14 protein-coding genes are annotated in these 15,671 nt (G+C 72.5%); 11 read left to right on the top strand and 3 right to left on the bottom strand.

Annotated features, from left to right (window positions below; translation table 11 throughout):
• Positions 1-82: 82 nt before the first annotated feature.
• Positions 83-1,192, top strand: a complete 1,110-nt coding sequence (locus tag D3273_RS02480) for a helix-turn-helix transcriptional regulator (RefSeq protein WP_129223176.1) — start codon at positions 83-85, stop codon at positions 1,190-1,192.
• A 217-nt stretch (positions 1,193-1,409) separates the two neighbouring features.
• Positions 1,410-3,737 carry an FG-GAP-like repeat-containing protein gene (locus D3273_RS02475; protein WP_129223174.1) on the top strand — a complete coding sequence of 776 codons (2,328 nt, stop codon included), beginning with the start codon at positions 1,410-1,412 and terminating at the stop codon, positions 3,735-3,737.
• A 36-nt stretch (positions 3,738-3,773) separates the two neighbouring features.
• On the opposite strand, the gene msrP is transcribed toward D3273_RS02475, so the two are convergent.
• Entirely contained in the window at positions 3,774-4,769 is a 996-nt protein-coding gene (gene msrP, locus D3273_RS02470; RefSeq protein WP_129223172.1) for a protein-methionine-sulfoxide reductase catalytic subunit MsrP, read from the bottom strand.
• Between the two features lie 161 nt (positions 4,770-4,930).
• Between msrP and D3273_RS02465 the strand changes: the two genes are divergently transcribed.
• A complete protein-coding gene (locus D3273_RS02465; protein WP_129223170.1) occupies positions 4,931-5,365 on the top strand; it encodes a protein tyrosine phosphatase family protein in 435 nt (144 codons plus the stop codon).
• A gap of 141 nt (positions 5,366-5,506) precedes the next feature.
• On the top strand, positions 5,507-7,300 hold the full coding sequence (locus D3273_RS02460; protein WP_129223168.1) for an ABC transporter ATP-binding protein/permease: 1,794 nt from the start codon (positions 5,507-5,509) through the stop codon (positions 7,298-7,300).
• Positions 7,301-7,340: 40 nt separating this feature from the next.
• On the opposite strand, the gene D3273_RS02455 is transcribed toward D3273_RS02460, so the two are convergent.
• The gene (locus D3273_RS02455) at positions 7,341-8,684 is read right to left on the bottom strand and encodes a sodium:proton antiporter (protein WP_129223166.1); all 1,344 of its coding nucleotides are present in this window, start codon (positions 8,682-8,684) and stop codon (positions 7,341-7,343) included.
• 164 nt (positions 8,685-8,848) lie between these two features.
• On the opposite strand from D3273_RS02455, the gene D3273_RS02450 reads away from it, so the two are divergent.
• The 6 genes from D3273_RS02450 (at position 8,849) to D3273_RS02425 (ending at position 13,970) form a co-directional block, all read left to right on the top strand.
• Complete coding sequence (locus tag D3273_RS02450; RefSeq protein WP_129223164.1) at positions 8,849-9,358, top strand: DUF421 domain-containing protein; 510 nt, start codon at positions 8,849-8,851, stop codon at positions 9,356-9,358.
• Positions 9,355-9,936 (top strand): DNA-3-methyladenine glycosylase, encoded by a 582-nt coding sequence (locus D3273_RS02445; protein ID WP_129223162.1) that lies wholly within the window; start codon positions 9,355-9,357, stop codon positions 9,934-9,936. Before D3273_RS02450 ends, D3273_RS02445 begins: the two co-directional genes overlap by 4 nt.
• 75 nt (positions 9,937-10,011) lie before the next feature.
• Positions 10,012-11,259, top strand: coding sequence for an MFS transporter (locus D3273_RS02440; protein WP_129223160.1), 1,248 nt, complete (start codon positions 10,012-10,014; stop codon positions 11,257-11,259).
• Between the two features lie 97 nt (positions 11,260-11,356).
• Entirely contained in the window at positions 11,357-12,820 is a 1,464-nt protein-coding gene (locus D3273_RS02435; protein ID WP_207210639.1) for an MFS transporter, read from the top strand.
• Positions 12,821-13,158: 338 nt separating this feature from the next.
• Positions 13,159-13,395 carry a hypothetical protein gene (locus D3273_RS02430; protein ID WP_129223156.1) on the top strand — a complete coding sequence of 79 codons (237 nt, stop codon included), beginning with the start codon at positions 13,159-13,161 and terminating at the stop codon, positions 13,393-13,395.
• Positions 13,396-13,673: 278 nt separating this feature from the next.
• On the top strand, positions 13,674-13,970 hold the full coding sequence (locus D3273_RS02425) for a hypothetical protein (RefSeq protein WP_129223155.1): 297 nt from the start codon (positions 13,674-13,676) through the stop codon (positions 13,968-13,970).
• A gap of 46 nt (positions 13,971-14,016) precedes the next feature.
• Here the strand turns inward: D3273_RS02425 and D3273_RS02420 are convergent, their stop codons facing one another.
• Complete coding sequence (locus tag D3273_RS02420; RefSeq protein ID WP_129223153.1) at positions 14,017-14,256, bottom strand: hypothetical protein; 240 nt, start codon at positions 14,254-14,256, stop codon at positions 14,017-14,019.
• A gap of 202 nt (positions 14,257-14,458) precedes the next feature.
• Between D3273_RS02420 and D3273_RS02415 the strand changes: the two genes are divergently transcribed.
• Entirely contained in the window at positions 14,459-15,667 is a 1,209-nt protein-coding gene (locus D3273_RS02415) for an MFS transporter (protein ID WP_129223151.1), read from the top strand.
• The last annotated feature ends 4 nt before the right edge of the window (positions 15,668-15,671 follow it).

Below are 15,671 nucleotides of genomic sequence, written 5' to 3'. Positions count from 1 at the left end.
AGGCGGCCGGAGCCCGCGGCCCCTGCGTTGTCGTGTCGCGGAACTGTCGGTAGGGTGATCCCGCCCGGCTCCGGATACCGCCATGCGTTGCACGCCCTCCGACGCCATCGCCGCCATCTACGCCTGCGCCACCGAGCCCGCGCGGTGGCCCGACGCGCTCCAGCGCATCGCCGACGTGTTCGGCGATGTCGGCGCCCTGCTCATCCACCGGCGCGAGGACGGCGGCCTCGCCACCGTGGTGTCGCCCGCCCTGCGGCATTGCGTCGAGCTCTACGAGACCGTGTGGTGGCGCCACGACATCCGGGCCGCGCGCGCCATGCAGCACCACTACGCCGCGGCCGCCGGCGCCGCGCTGACCGACCGCCACTGCGTCACCGACGAGGAAGTGCTCACGCATCCGATCTACACCGATTTCCTAGCCCCGCTCGGCCTGCGCTGGACCGCGAGCGTGGAAGTGTCCCCGACCGCCGGCACGCAGGTGGGACTCAGCGTGTTTCGCGAGATCGCGGGGGATCCCTACACCGACGACGAGCTGCACGCCGTCGCCGACCTCGGGCGCCATGCCGAGCAGGCCCTGCGCCTCGGCCTGCGCATCGTCGAGGCCGAAGCCGTGAGCCTCGGGCTCGGCGACGCGCTGGCGCGGTTGGCGAGCGGCGTCTTCGTGGTCGACGCATCCCACCGCGTCGTCTTCTGCAACGGGAGGGCGCGGCAACTCGCCGGCACGATCTTCGCGATCCGCGACGGCCGGCTGACGTGCCGGTCGCCGATCCAGGGGGACCGCTTCCACGCCCTGCTGGACGCGGCCGGGCGGCCCGGCCGGGCGACCTCGCCGATGGTGGTCGAGGGGGGCGCGGACCGATCGGCCGTCTACGTGTTCCCGTTCGACGGCGCCGCGTCGGGGCTCGCCGCCGCCGGCCCCCATGCCGTGGTGCTGGCCCTGGACCTCGCGCAGGGGGCGCCGCTCGACCCCGGCCTGGTGCGCGACGTGTACGGGCTGACCCTGGGAGAGGCGCGCGTCGCGGCGCTGGTCGGGGCCGGGGTCACGCCGCGCGAAGCGGCCGCGAAGCTCGATCTCGCCGAGGAAACGGTGCGCTCGGTCCTGAAGCGGGTGTTCAGCAAGCTCGACGTGTCGCGGCAGGCGGAGCTCACGCAGCTCTTCACGCGATTGAAAAGCGTCGACGCCACGTCCTGACGAGGCCCAGGCCCCGCCGTCGCCACCGCAAGGCCCGTGCAATTCCCCGGATCGACACAAAGGAGCCACCGCCGGCCCTTAGCGGAAGCGGCACGTCAGCATGGGATCTCGAATGTCTGCCTTGGCCTGGTTGACCGGACGACGCCACCGATCGTCCGCGGCGACTTCGAACGACGTTTCCCCCGGGGAAGGGCGTCGTGGGCAGGACGGAAGTGAAATGGCCGTCCCGGGCATCGGTTCCCACGACCTCCAGAAAAACAGGGTCGGCGACGCGTCGGCGACGGCGGGATCGTCCGTGCAGGTCACGGCCGCCACGGCGACGGCCGCCACGGCGACGGGCGCCGCCGCGGCGGCGGTCGCGCTGGGCGCCGATGCCGCGACGGCGGCCACGGGCTTCACCGGCGCGGGCGTCAAGATCGGCATCGTTTCGGACAGCTTCGACGCGCTCGGCACCGCGGGGACCGACGAGGCCGACGGCACGCTGCCGGCGGGCGTGCAGGTGCTGAAGGACAGCGGCTCCGGCCGCGACGAGGGGCGGGCCATGGCCGAGGTGGCGCATGGCGTGGCGCCGGGCGCCGACATCGCCTTCTGCGCCGCCGGCGGCAGCGTCGCCGGGCTCGCGTCGGCCATCGCGTCGCTCGAGGCCGCCGGCTGCACGGTGATCTGCGACGACACCACCTACGCGGACGAGCCCTTCTTCCAGATGGGCGACGCCGCCGAAAAGGCCATCTCGGCCTTCACGTCGGCGGGCGGCGTGTATTTCACGGCGGCTTCGAACGCCGGTCCCGACAGCTCCTACGAGGCGGCCTTCTCCGGCACGGCCGCGACCCTGCCGGGCATCGGCAGCGCGACGGCGATGAATTTCGGCACCGCGGCGGCGCCGCGGTTCACCGACGCGCTGACCCTGACGGCCGGCCGCACCACGACGATCGACCTGCAATGGGCCCAGCCCTGGGCCTCGATCGACGGGGCCGGCTCGGCCTACAGCCTCGCCGTGGCGATCTACGACCCGAGCGGAAACCTCGTGAAGACCTTTGCCGCCGACCAGGTCGGCGGCGACCCCGTCCAGTCGGGCTGCTTCACCCCGTCGGTCAGCGGCACCTACGCGGTCGCGGTCACGGTCAACGGCGGCACGGACCCCGGCGGCACGTTCAAGATCGTGGCGAACGACGACGCGTCCGCGGCCGCGGTCTTCGCGGGATCGAAGGGCAGCGGCTCCGTGATCGGCCACAACATGGATCCCGCTGCCATCACAGTGGGGGCCGTCGACGCGCGGGACACGCCCGCCTACGGCGGAACGCTTCGCTCGGAAGCCTTCGGCGCCGCCGGGCCCGGCGAGGAGCTCTTCGGCGACACCGGCACGGCGCTCGCCGGCGCCAGGACGCTGCACGCCGTCGACGTCAGCGGGCCGGACGGCATCGCGACTTCGCTGCCCGCCTCGGACCTCGCCCCGTTCTACGGCACATCCTGCGCGACGCCGGCGGTGGCGGCCGTGGGTGCGCTGATGAAGGGTGCGAACCCGTCGCTCGACGCGGGCGAGATCGAAAGCGCCTTGAAGGCCTCGGCCCTGCCCTTCGGCAGCGCCGCCCAGTCCGGCTCGGGCCTCGTCCAGGAGGGGGCCGCCCTGGCGCTGACGGCGGAAAGCAACACCTCGATCCACGACGACCTGTTCCGCGACGGGCAATCGGCGCTGCTGTGGCAGGACGGCGGCGGCGCGGCGCGGCTGTCCCAGGTCGAAGGCGACGCGGAACTCGGCACCGCGTCGGTCGCGCCCCCCGCCGGGAGCGGCTGGTCGGCGGTCGCCACCGGCGACTTTTCCGGCACGGCCGGACAATCCGGCATCCTGTGGCGGAACGGCGACGGCCGGCTCGTCGTCGACGCGATGGACGGCGCCGCCGAAACCGCGGAAACCCTGGTGGGCGACCCGGGCGCGCAGTGGGACGTCGTCGGCACCGGGGATTTCGGCGGGGGCGTCGACAGCGACATCCTCCTGCAGAACAAGGCCGGCGACCTCGACCTCCTGGCGATGAAGGGCACCGCCGTTCAGTCCCGCACGGCGATCGACGGCCCCGGCGCGGGCTGGACGGCGGCCGGCATCGGCGACTTCGACGGCGACGGCCGATCCGACATCCTGTGGCGGAACGCCAGCGGGGCCCTGGCGGTGTGGATCATGGACGGGACGTCGGTGGCCTCCGAACTGCAGCTCCCCACGAACCCCGGCGCGGGTTGGACGGTGGTCGGCACGGGCGACATGACGGGGGACGGCAAGGCCGACATCCTGCTGCAGGACGCCGCCACCGGCGCCCTCGACCTGTGGGCCATGGCCGGCGCGGCCGTGACCTCCGCGACGGCGCTGTCGTCGACGCTCGGCGCCGGCTGGCAGGCGACGGGCGTAGGCGCCTTCAACGGCTCGGGGCGCGACGGCATCCTGTTCGAGGACGCCGCCACGGGGGCGGCAGCCATCGCCGACGTGAGCCACGGGCAGATCGGCCGAACCCACGCGGTGGCGACGCCCGGCGCAGGCTGGACCGCGACCCTGGCCTGACGGCCCCGCCCCCGGTGCGCCGGAGCGGGGCGCAGCTCACATGAAGAGCTTGTCCTTCGCCATGCCGGCGTAGAGCGACGCCACCTGCGGGCCGTAGCCGTTGTAGATCACGGTCGGGCGCCGGTCGCCGGTGCCGATGACCTCCTCGGACGCCTGGCTCCAGCGCGGATGCGGCACCTCCGGGTTCACGTTGGCCCAGAACCCGTATTCGTCGGGCGCGAGCGCCGCCCAGGTCGTGTCGGGCTGCTTGTCGGTGAAGGAGATCTCGACGATCGACTTGACCGACTTGAAGCCGTACTTCCACGGCACGGCCAGGCGCAGCGGCGCGCCCATCACCTTGGGCAGCGGCTTGCCGTAGGCGCCCGTCACCATGAAGGCGAGGTCGTTGGTGGCTTCCGCCATGGTGAGACCCTCGACATAGGGCCAGTTGAGGATGAAGCTCCTCTGGCCCGGCGCCATCTTGGGGTCCTTGAAGGTCTTCATCACGATGTACTTGGCCGAGCCGAGCGGCTTGGCGAAGTCGACGAGCTTCTTCAACGGGAACCCCGTCCACGGCACCTGCATGGCCCAGGCCTCGACGCAGCGATGGCGGTACAGCCGCTCTTCCAGCGTCATGGCCTTGAGCAGGTCGTCGATGCCCACCTCCTGCGGCTTCTCCACCAGGCCGGTGAACTTCACCGTCCAGGGGCGGATGCGCAGCATCTGGGCGGCGTCGGCCACGTGCTTCGACGTGCCGTATTCGTAGAAGTTGTTGTAGTTCACGTTCGTCGCTTCGGGCGTCACGGGCCCGGCGATCGTGTAGGCGGGGTCGCGCGCGGCGGGGTAGAGCGAGGCGGACGGGTCCGGCGCTTCGGGGGCCGCCGGGGCGGCGTCGCCCCCGAACAGGCCGAAGGCCCGCGCCGGGCCGGCCGCCAGCGCGCCGGCGCCGAGCACGGCCGAGCCCGCCATGAAGGCGCGGCGGTGGAGGAACACGTGTTCGGGTGTGGCGTCGCGCTCCGGGATCTCCCAGGACCGACGATGGCGGATCAGCATGGCCTCGATCTCCCGATGGTGCGGCGCGGCCGCGTGGTCGCTGGCTTGCATATGGGGGCTGGGACGCGCGAGCGCCCGCCCCGACCCCCGATTTCCCGCGCCCTTTGGCGCCGCCCGCATCTGGGCTAGGCTGCACGGCGACACGCGAGTTCGAGGACGCCATGCATACCGTCAAGCTATCCGCCGACGTCACCGTGGCGAGCCAGCCGGACCTGTCGGAGTTTCGCGACATCGCGGCCGAGGGTTACGTGCTGCTGATCAACAACCGGCCGGACGGCGAGGACCCGACGCAGCCGGGCTCGGAAGCCGAGGAGGAGGCCTGCGACGCGGCGGGCCTCGCCTACGCCCACATCCCCATGGGGCCCGTGACGGAAAGCACGGTGCGGCACTTCCAGTCCGTGGTGAAGGGGGCCTCGGGCCCCGCCTTCGTGCACTGCCGCTCGGGCACGCGCTCGGCCAACCTGTGGGCCATCGGCGAGGTGCTGGACGGCCGCATGGCCGTCGAAGACCTCGGGCCGCTGTCGCGCCAGATCGGCCTCGACCTATCGGGCGCCGCGGGCTGGCTGCGTCAGCACGCCGCCGCCGCGAAGGCTTAGGATTGCCGAAGCTTCACGTGCCGGGCGGACATCTTTCCGCTTTGATCCGCCCGGACTAGACGGGCGCTCCCCGCCCGCCGGGACGCCCCGCCCGCACCTGACAACAAGGCCGGATGCGCCCCGGCCGCAAAAGGTCGACCGATGACGCATTTCGTCCAGGACGTGAAGGACATCTGGCGCCTCGCCTTCCCGTATTTCAGGCGCAAGACGCCCGGCGAGATCCACCTGTGGTTGGTCGGCCCGGTGCGCATGCCGGAAAACTGGATCGGCATCGGCCTGCTCGCCTGCGTGGTGGGGCTGGAGGTGGGCGCCTCCTACATGTCGAAGCTGATCAACAACTGGCAGGAAGGCTTCGGCGACTCCATCCAGCAGAAGGACTGGCACGGCTTCCTGTGGTCGCTCGCCGTGTTCTGCATGATCGCGGTGCCCTTCGTGCTCGTGGCGGCCTTCAACAACTACCTCAACCAGGTGCTCCAGATCCGCTGGCGCAAGGCCATGACGGACGACTTCGTCGGCCGCTGGCTGTCGCCCGCGCAGCATTTCCGCATGCGCCTCGTCGCCGGCCCGGCCGACAACCCCGACCAGCGCATCTCGGACGACATCCACCAGTTCGTCGGCAACACGATGGTGCTGGGCATCGGCTTCTTCGGCAACTTCCTGCGGCTCGCCATCTTCCTGCAGGTGCTGTGGGCCATGTCGACCGCATTCCCGATGACGAGCTTCGGGCTCAGCTTCAACATCCCCGGCTACCTCGTCTGGCTCGCCGTGCTCTACGCCGGCGCCGGCACTGCCATCACCTACGTGATCGGCCGCCGGCTGGTGAGCTTGAAGTACAACCAGGAGCGCTTCGAAGCGAACTTCCGCTTCGGCATGGCCCGCATCCGCGAGAATTCCGAGCAGATCGCCCTGCTCGGCGGCGAAACGGCCGAGCGGGCGGCGCTGGGCGAGCGCTACGATTCCATCCTCGCCAACGTCTACGGCGTGGTGCGGCTGCAGCTCAACCTCACCTTCTTCTCGCAGTTCTTCGGCCTGTTCTCCAACATCTTCCCCTTCCTGCTGCTGGGCCCGGCCTTCTTCTTCGGCACCGCGACCTACGGCGTGCTGATGAAGGCGGTGGGCACCTTCGGCCGCGTGCAGGACGGCCTCACCTGGTTCGCCGACTCGTTCCAGCTCCTCGCCAACTACCGTGCCATCGTTCAGCGCCTCGTGTCGTTCGAGGAGGTGATGGCCCGCAGCGACGCCGCCGCGGCGGCCCTGCCCAACATCGCCACCCGCAGGGCGTCGGGCGAGGCTTTCGCGGCCGAAGGCGTGGTGGTGAGCCTGCCCGACCGCACGCCCTTGTCGTCCGTGCCGGCCTTCAGCCTGCGCGCCGGCGACCGCGTGCTGCTGTCCGGCCGCTCCGGCGCCGGCAAGACCACCATCCTGCGCGCCTTCTCGGGGGTATGGCCCTACGGCGAAGGCAGGATCGAGGTGCCGGAGGGCACGCGGACCCTGGTCCTGCCGCAGCGCTCCTACCTGCCGCAGGGCACGCTGCGCCAGGCGATCAGCTATCCCAGGACGCTGGAAGCCTATCCGGACGCCGCGGTGCGCGAAGCGCTGACGGCCGTCGGCCTCGGCCAGCTCGGCGACGAGCTCGACACCGCGGACAACTGGCCGCAGCGCCTGTCGGGCGGCGAACAGCAGCGCGTCGGCGTGGCCCGCGCCATCCTGTCGAAGCCCGACTGGCTGTTCCTCGACGAGGCCACCTCGGCGCTCGACGAGGCCGGCGAGACGGCGCTCTACGGGACGCTGATCGAGCGCCTGCCGGACGCCGGCATCGTGTCGATCACCCACCGCCCGACGCTGGACGCGCTCCACAACCGGCGCATCGAGATGACGAAGGGGCCGTCGGGCCTGTTCCAGGCGGGCGAAGCGCTGCCCCAGGCGGCGGAATAGGGCGCCGGGCCGGGCCCGCCGTGCGGGCTCGGCTCCGATATCAGAAGAACACCAGCGTCAGCAGCCCGAACAGCGGCAGCAGCGCCAGCCCCGACCAGGCCATGTAGCCGAAGAAGCCGGGCATGCGGATGCCCCCCTCCTCGCAGATCGCCTTGACCATGAAGTTCGGCGCGTTGCCGAGGTAGGTGTTGGCGCCCATGAACACCGCGCCGCACGAGATGGCGAGCAGCGTCGCCGCCCCATCCCCCATCAGCCGCGCCGGGTCGCCGCCCGCCATGTCGAAGAACACGAGGTAGGTGGGCGCGTTGTCGAGCACGGAGGACAGCGCGCCCGACAGCCAGAAATAGCTCGCCACGACCGGCGTGCCGTCGGGCCGGTCGACGAGGTGGAGCAGCGGGCCGAACGGCCCCGCCGGCCCCGCCTTCAGGGCATCGAGCACCGGGACGATGGTGACGAAGATGCCTGCGAACAGGATCGCCACCTCGCGGATCGGCACCCAGGTGTAGGCGTTCTCGATGCGGACGCGCGCCGGGGTCACCGCATAGGACAGCACCGCCGCGGCGAGCAGCAGCGTGTCGCGCGCCAGCCCCTGCCAGCTCACGCTGACGCCGAGGCCGAGCGGCACGGAGCGGCCCGGGCGCCACAGCCCGCTGAGCAGCACGGCCCCCACCACCACGAGCAGGAAGGCGGCGTTGTATCCGCCCTCGATCCGCACGCGCCGGGGCAGGTGGCTCGGCACCGTCACGGGCTCGCGCCGCCAATGCCACCGGTCGATCGCGGTGAAGACGAGCAGCAGCAGCCCGGAGGACAGCAGCATCGGCGCCGCCATGGCGCGCAGCGTCCAGCCGAAGTCGACCCCGCGCAGGAAGCCCAGGAACAGCGGCGGGTCGCCGAGCGGCGTCAGCGAGCCGCCGATGTTGCCGACGAGGAAGATGAAGAACACGAAGACGTGCGTGCGGTGCCGGCGGTCCCCGTTGGCGCGGATCAGCGGGCGGATCAGCAGCATGGCGGCCCCGGTGGTGCCGAGCAGGCTCGCCAGCAGCGTGCCGAGCCCCAGCAGGGCGAGGTTGGTGTTCGGCGTGCCGACGAGGTTGCCGGCGACCCGGATGCCGCCCGCCACCACGAACAGCGCCAGCAGCAGCAGGATGAAGGGCAGGTACTCGTGCACCACCGTGCCGAGCAGCGCCGTGCCGGCCTCCTCGACCCCGTGCAGGGCCGCGTAGGGCAGGGCGAAGAGCGACGCCCAGGCGAGCGTGACGAGGGGGAAGCGCTTCTCCCACCAGTGCGGGGCGAGCAGCGGCATGAGGGCGATCGACAGCAGCAGCCCCGCGAAGGGGAGGCCGTAGAGGAGGGAAGGCGCGCCGGCGGCGGGGCTCGGGATCATGGGGGCTCGCGGTCCGGGGCGGGGACGCGACCTATCGGCGATAAGCAGAGCTGCTTCAACGCCCCCCGGCCGTCGCGGCTGCGATGAACCCGCCCGGCTCCTCGTCGCTTTCTTTCGGGGCCGCGGACGACGCCTCGGCGGGGTCGGGCGCTCGGGAGGGCCGCATGGGCGACTGGATCTATCGCAACATCCTCGCCATCGACTGGCACAGGAGCTTCAATCCCCATGTCGCGCTGCTCGACATCGTGCTGCGCGGCACGATCATCTACCTCGTGCTCTTCGCCATGCTGCGCGTCACCCGCCGCCATTCGGGCGAGATGGGCACATCCGACGTGCTGCTCATCGTGCTCATCGCCGACGCAGTGCAGAACGGCATGGCGAGCGACTACCACAGCGTCACCGAGGGCCTGACGCTGGCCCTCACCATCTTCTTCTGGTCCTGGCTGCTCGAATGGCTGCCGGTGCGCTTTCCCCGGCTCCGGCCGGTGCTCGTGCCCGCGCCGGGCTTGCTCGTCCGCGACGGGCGGATCGACCCGCGCGCGCTGCGCCGCGACCTGATGACGGAGGAGGACCTGATGGCCCAGCTCCGTCTGCAGGGCGTGCACGACGTCGCCGCCGTGCGCCGCGCCTGCGTCGAGGCCAACGGGCAGCTCAGCGTGCAGCGGCGGGCATGACGGGGCCAGCGGACCCGGCCGACCCCTTCGCCCGCCCCGTCGTCGACCTCGCCCGCGCGCTGGTCGGGGCGACGCTGCTCGTCGACGGCGTCGGCGGGGTCATCGTCGAGACGGAAGCCTATGCGCGCCACGACCCGGCCTCGCATTCCTGCCGCGGCCCGACGCCCCGCAACCGCGCCATGTTCGGGCCCGCGGGCCGCGCCTACGTGTACCGCTCCTATGGCATCCACTGGTGCTTCAACGTGGTGGGGGGCGGGGAGCCGGGCTGCGCCGTGCTGGTCCGCGCGCTGGAGCCCACCCAGGGGCTCGACCGCATGCGGGCGCGGCGGCGCCTCGACGACCCGCGCCTGCTCTGCGCCGGGCCCGGCCGCCTCGCCCAGGCGCTGGGCCTCGACGCGTCCCACGACGGCCTGGACCTCGGCCGGCCGCCCTTCGCCCTGGCTTTCGGGGCCGAGGTGCCGGCGCCCCTCGTGGGGCCCCGCATCGGCATCAGCCGCAACGCCGACGCGCCGTGGCGCTTCGGCCTCCCGGGCTCGCGCTGCCTCAGCAAGCCCTTCCCGCGGGCCGCCCCGCGATAAAAAAGACTTTTTAAGCCGCCCCCGCGCCCGCGGGGGCCTACAAGGGCCCGAGTCCCCCCGGAGAACCGCCGCCCCGTGCCCGCCCCCGACCAGGTCCCGCCGCCCGTCCCGTCCCCCCTGCGCCAGCCCGCCTTTCTGCGCTTCTGGCTCGCCCGCACGCTGTCGACCGGCGCCTTCCAGATCACCGCCGTGGTGGTGGGCTGGCAGATCTTCACGCTGACGAACTCGACGCTGGAGCTCGGCCTGATCGGGCTGATGCAGTTCATCCCGATGATCCTGCTGACGATCCCCGCCGGCCACGTCGCCGACCAATACGACCGCCGCACCATCGTGCGCGCCTGCCAGGCCGTCGAGGCGCTGGCCGCCGCCGCGCTGGCGGTCGGCTCCTATCAGGGGTGGCTCGGCGCGCACGGCATCTTCGCCGCCGTGGCGGTGATCGGCGCGGCGCGGACCTTCGAAAGCCCCACCGTGTCGGCGCTGCTGCCGGGGGTGGTGCCGGCGGCGTCGCTGCCTTCCGCCTTCGCGCTGTCGGCGTCCGCCATCCAGACCGCCACGATCGTCGGCCCCGCCGTCGGGGGCGCCCTCTACATCGCCGGCCCGCCCCTGGCCTACGCCGCCATCGCGGCCGTCTTCGCGCTGGCGAGCCTGCTCGTCGGCGGCATCGCCCTCGAGCGCGCCCCGCCCAAGCGCGAGCCGCCGACCGTGAAGTCGCTCCTGTCCGGCTTCGTGTACATCCGCGACCACTCGATCGTGCTCGGCGCCATCTCGCTCGACCTCTTCGCCGTGCTGCTCGGCGGCGCCACGGCGCTGCTGCCCGTCTACGCGCAGGACATCCTCCACACCACGCCGGTGGGCCTGGGCGTGCTCCGCGCCGCGCCCGCCGCCGGGGCGCTGCTCACCTCCTTCGCCCTCGCGCGCCGCCCGCTGACGAGCCGCGCCGGGGTGAAGATGTTCCTCGCCGTCGGGCTGTTCGGCGTCGCCACGATCGCGTTCGGCCTGTCGACCTCGTTCCCGCTGTCGCTCGTCGCGCTGGCGGTGCTGGGCGCCGCCGACGTGCTCAGCATGGTGGTGCGCTCGTCGCTGGTGCAGCTGCAGACGCCCGACGCCATGCGGGGGCGGGTGTCGGCGGTGAACTCCATGTTCGTCGGCACGTCGAACCAGCTCGGCGAGTTCGAATCCGGCCTCACCGCCTCGCTGTTCGGCACCGTGCCGGCCGTAGTGATCGGCGGGGTCGGCACGGTGGTGGTGGCGCTGCTGTGGAGCCGGATGTTCCCGGCGCTGCGCGATGTCGACGACCTCGCCAAGGCCCATGCGCCGGGGTAGACCCCAGGGGAACACCCGGCTTCCCTCGCGACGGGGGCGCCGGCAAGCGCGAACGCGCGCCGCCGCTCCCGCGGCGGAGGGGACGGAGGGCGGAACGATGGCGCAGGCGGGCACGACGGCGGGGCACCGCGACGACCCCGCCGCCCATGCGGCGTCCCAGGCGCTCGCGGCGGCCGGGCTCGCGGCGCGGCTCGACCGGCTGCCCGCCACGCGCTCGCTGTGGGCCACCGTGGGGCTGCTGTCGCTCGGCGCCCTGTTCGAATATTACGACCTCTTCTACACCGCCTACGTGGCGCCCGGCATGGCGAAGGCAGGCCTCTTCACGCCCGCGAGCCTCGGCCCCTTCGACGCCCTGGCGGGCATCGGCGTCACGGGTTTCGGCACCTTCGTCTTCGCCACCTTCGCGGGGCTGTGGGTGGGGACGACGGCCTTCGGCGGCGTGGCGGACCGCTACGGGCGGCGGGTCGTCTTCACCTGGTCGCTGGTGTGGTACTCGCTCGCCACGCTGGCGCTGGCGGTCCAGACCAGCGGCTTCGGCGTCGACCTCGCGCGCTTCGTGGCCGGCATCGGGCTCGGCGTCGAGCTCGTCACGGTGGACACCTACATCGCCGAGATCGTGCCGGCCGGGGTGCGCGGGCGCGCCTACGCGCTGAACCAGGTCGTCACCTTCCTGGCGGTGCCGATCGTGGCGCTGCTCGCCTGGCTGCTCGTGCCCACCGCGCCGCTGGGCGTCGACGGCTGGCGCTGGGTGGTGCTGGTGGGGACGCTCGGCGCCGTCGCGGTGTGGTTCATCCGCCGCGGCGTGCCGGAATCGCCGCGCTGGCTCGCCCGCCAAGGCCGGCTCGACGCCGCCGAGCGCGTCGTCCGCGCCTTCGAGCGCCGGGCCGAGCACGATCTCGGCCGCGCGCTGCCCGCGCCGGCCGCCGTCGCGACCGCGCCGGCGCCCGAGGGCCGGGCCTCCTTCGCCGAGATCTGGAGCCCGCCCTACCGCGCCCGCACGGTGATGATGAGCGTGTTCCAGTTCTGCCAGACCATCGGCTTCTACGGCTTCGCCGCCTGGGTGCCGACGCTGCTCATCGCCAAGGGCATCGACGTCACCAAGAGCCTGCAATATTCCTTCACCATCGCGGTGGTGAACCCCTTCGGGCCGCTGCTCGGGATGCTGGTCGCCGACCGCATGGAGCGGAAATGGCAGATCTGCGCCGCCGCGGTGGCGGCGGCCTGCTTCGGCCTCCTGTTCGGGCAGGCGGGCGGGTTCTGGCCGGTGATCCTGCTCGGCGTGCTGGTGACGCTCAGCAACAACTGGATGTCCTTCGCCTTCCACGGCTACCAGGCCGAGCTGTTCCCGACCCGGGTGCGGGCGCGGGCGGTGGGCTTCACCTATTCGTGGAGCCGGCTGTCCGGCGCCTTCGCGGGGCTGGTCATCTCGGCGCTGCTGGCGCGCGAGGGCGTCGGCGCGGTCTTCGCCTTCATCGCCGGCGCCATGGCTATTGTGGTGCTGGCGATCGGCGTGTGGGGTCCCCGCACGCTCGACCGGCCGCTGGAAGAGATCTCGGGCTGAGGGATGGGGCGGGTCGTCTTGCAGGCCCTGCCCTTCCCTTCTTTGTTCATTACCTGTTCTTGACTTCGGGCGCCTGATCGGGCCTGAACAGGTCGACCGCACAACTGCCATCCGGCCCGGGGCGCTTCGCCCACGGGCCTTTTTCATGCGCTCTTCCCGTCGACAGGCTCAGGGCAGGCCCTTGCCCCGCCTGCGGGAGAAGGGGGCGCGCAGCGCCGGATGAGGGGAAGCGCCGCGCTCCCCATGCCCTGAACACACCCGCGCCGGCCGCCCCCCGCCGCTCTCGTGAGCCGCGGGCGGCCGTCGTGCGCCCTCTCCTCATATCAGAGAGCCGCACCATGCCTCTCTCCTTTGGCGCGGGCGTGCGCGACAGCCTGTCCAACCTCGCGGCCTCTCTCGGCGCGGGCAAGGACAAAGCCGCCCACGACGCCTTCACGGTCTTCGACCTCGGGCGCGGCCAGATCGAGGCCATGTATCGCGGCGATTGGCTCGCCCGGAAGGTCGTCGACATCGTCCCCTACGACAGCGTGCGCGCATGGCGCGCGTGGTCGGGGCATTCTTCTATGCCGGGCTGAAGCTGTGGCCGGACGCGGTGACGGCCAAGCTCGCCGAGGCGCGAACCGTGCTCAGACGGATGCTCAAGCAGGCCTGACGGCAGCGACCCTCCCGGAGTTCGAGGAAGAAGGGTTGGGTCGAGGTTGGCGGGGATCGGAACACCGCGGCTCCTCGTCCGCACACGGATCAGCCATCCCTTGCGCAGGTGCCGGACCACTCGGTGGCGGACCGATGGCCGCAGCCGGGCAACCCCCGACCGTGACCGCGCCTTGACGGGGCCTCACGAGGAGCACCCGCCATGTCCAGCCATCCCCATTCCGACGACGGCTCGTCGCTCGCCGGCGCCAAGGCCATGCCGACCGAGACGGCGCCGTCGCGGGCCGGCGAGCCCGGCCCCGTGACCGAGGGCGGCAAGGTCCCGCACCCGAAGGAAGGCAAGGGCGAGCCCAAGGCTTCCGCCTCGGCCGCCCACGCCGAGGGCGCGCGCGACGACGGCACCACGGAGGGCGTGGTCGGCAAGGCCGAGAAGGAGGAAGCCGCGCAGAAGGGCGCCCTCAAGGACCAGCACGGCCGCGGCCACCGCAAGGACGACTGATCCGCGCTCCCGGCGAACGGACGGCGGGTGACCGCCGTCCGGCGCGTCAAGCGTCGCGGACTTCGGCCAGGGGCCGCGTCCACACGACGTTCAGCTCCGCCTCGGGGTCGACGAGGCGGACCGTGTCGTCGCCGACGCGGAACGCGTGGGTCTTGACGATGGCCTTGGCCCTGTCGATGGCCTCGATCAGGCTGTAGGCGTGGAGGGCCTCCGCGTAGGCGCCCTCGGTCAGCTCGCCGTCGACCTCGCGGCCGATCTGGCAGGTGTAGGCCTTCATCGTCGTCATCCCAGGTTCGGCGGCCAGGATCCCGCCCGCGCCGCCGCGACGATGCGCCCGTCCGGCGCTGCGGGCAACACCGCGGCGTCCCCGCCGCCGGGCCGCACCGCGCGGCGGTCGGCCATCGCCCATCCGCCGCAGCCCCGGCCCCCTGACCGCGCGACCTCCGCGCGATATGTAGGACAAGGGCGCGACGTGGGACGGTACACGGATGATCTTGCCATTGGGCCTCGAAGCCCTGAATTTCGCCATGGCGGGCGCCCGGGAGGGCTTCGGGCCCTTCCTCGGCGTCTATCTCCAGCACGAAGGGTTCGACCCCGCCTCGACCGGCATCGCCATGAGCCTGGCCGGCGTGGCCGGTGTGGTCGCCACCACGCCGCTGTCCGCGCTCGTCGACCGCATCCACACGAAGCGCGGCGCCGTCGGGATCGCGGTGGTGGCCATCGCGGCCGGCGCCGGGCTCATCGTGCTGACGAAGTCGCTCTGGGTCGTGGCGGCCGGGCAGGTGCTGATCGGCGTCGCCGACACCAGCCTCGCCCCGCTGGTGTCGGCCATCACGCTCGGCATCGTCGGCCGCGCCCGCTACGCCGCCCAGGTGGCCCGCAACGAAACGTTCAACCACGGCGGCAACGCCGTCAACGCGGCGCTGTCGGCGGCGCTCGGCTACTTCCTCGGCCTCGGCTGGGTGGCGCTGGCCATCGCCGTGATGGCGGGCGCCACGGTCGGCGTGGTGTCGCGCATCGACCCCGGCACCATCGACGACCAGGAAGCGCGGGGCGGCGACCCCGGCTCGAAGTCCGCCTTCCGGGCGCTGGTCGAAAGCCGGCCGCTGCTGGTGCTGGGGCTGGCCGCCTTCGCCTTCATGGCATCGAGCGGCGCCATGCTACCCTTCCTGGCGCAGTCGCTGGTCAAGGCGGGGCGGGACCCGAGCCTCGTCACGGGCGCCATGACGGTGACGGTGCAGGTGGTAATGGTGGGCGCCGCCGCGGCGGTGCCGTGGCTGGGCAAGCGCTTCGGCAACGTCGCCGTGCTGGCGGTCGGCATCGGCCTCGTGGCCGTGCGGGCCGGGCTGCTGGTCTGGACCCAGGCGCTGCCGATGATCGGCGTCGTCGAGGTGCTGGAAGGCATCTCCATGGGCTTCGCCGGCGTGGCCATCCCGGCGCTGGCCATCGACATCATGTCGAAGACCGGCCACGCCAACGCCGGGCTCGGCGGCGTCATGACGGCCTATGGCGCCGGGGCGGCGGTCAGCCCGCTGCTCGCGGGCTTCGTCGCCCAGCACGCGGGCTTCCCCGTCGCGTTCCTGACCTTGGGTTGCGTCGCCGTCGCGGGTCTGGTGTCCTGGGTCGTGGGGTGGCGGATGGCGACGCGGGGCGAACCCGCCCCCGATGCGGCCGGGGCCGATCCGGCGAAGGGGTAGGACA

The organism is Lichenibacterium minor (assembly GCF_004137685.1).
Classification (GTDB): domain Bacteria; phylum Pseudomonadota; class Alphaproteobacteria; order Rhizobiales; family Beijerinckiaceae; genus Lichenihabitans; species Lichenihabitans minor.
This window is presented reverse-complemented; position numbering and strand designations above follow the sequence as displayed.

Bases quoted from the DNA above. Each gene is read 5' to 3' on its own strand.
- D3273_RS02430 (WP_129223156.1), top strand. From the start codon at position 13,159: ATGCCTCTCTCCTTTGGCGCGGGCGTGCGCGACAGCCTGTCCAACCTC.
- D3273_RS02435 (WP_207210639.1), top strand. From the start codon at position 11,357: ATGGCGCAGGCGGGCACGACGGCGGGGCACCGCGACGACCCCGCCGCC.
- D3273_RS02425 (WP_129223155.1), top strand. From the start codon at position 13,674: ATGTCCAGCCATCCCCATTCCGACGACGGCTCGTCGCTCGCCGGCGCC.
- D3273_RS02475 (WP_129223174.1), top strand. From the start codon at position 1,410: ATGGCCGTCCCGGGCATCGGTTCCCACGACCTCCAGAAAAACAGGGTC.
- D3273_RS02420 (WP_129223153.1), bottom strand. From the start codon at position 14,256: ATGACGACGATGAAGGCCTACACCTGCCAGATCGGCCGCGAGGTCGAC.
- D3273_RS02465 (WP_129223170.1), top strand. From the start codon at position 4,931: ATGCATACCGTCAAGCTATCCGCCGACGTCACCGTGGCGAGCCAGCCG.
- D3273_RS02450 (WP_129223164.1), top strand. From the start codon at position 8,849: ATGGGCGACTGGATCTATCGCAACATCCTCGCCATCGACTGGCACAGG.
- D3273_RS02445 (WP_129223162.1), top strand. From the start codon at position 9,355: ATGACGGGGCCAGCGGACCCGGCCGACCCCTTCGCCCGCCCCGTCGTC.
- D3273_RS02455 (WP_129223166.1), bottom strand. From the start codon at position 8,684: ATGATCCCGAGCCCCGCCGCCGGCGCGCCTTCCCTCCTCTACGGCCTC.
- D3273_RS02415 (WP_129223151.1), top strand. From the start codon at position 14,459: ATGATCTTGCCATTGGGCCTCGAAGCCCTGAATTTCGCCATGGCGGGC.
- D3273_RS02460 (WP_129223168.1), top strand. From the start codon at position 5,507: ATGACGCATTTCGTCCAGGACGTGAAGGACATCTGGCGCCTCGCCTTC.
- D3273_RS02480 (WP_129223176.1), top strand. From the start codon at position 83: ATGCGTTGCACGCCCTCCGACGCCATCGCCGCCATCTACGCCTGCGCC.
- msrP (WP_129223172.1), bottom strand. From the start codon at position 4,769: ATGCTGATCCGCCATCGTCGGTCCTGGGAGATCCCGGAGCGCGACGCC.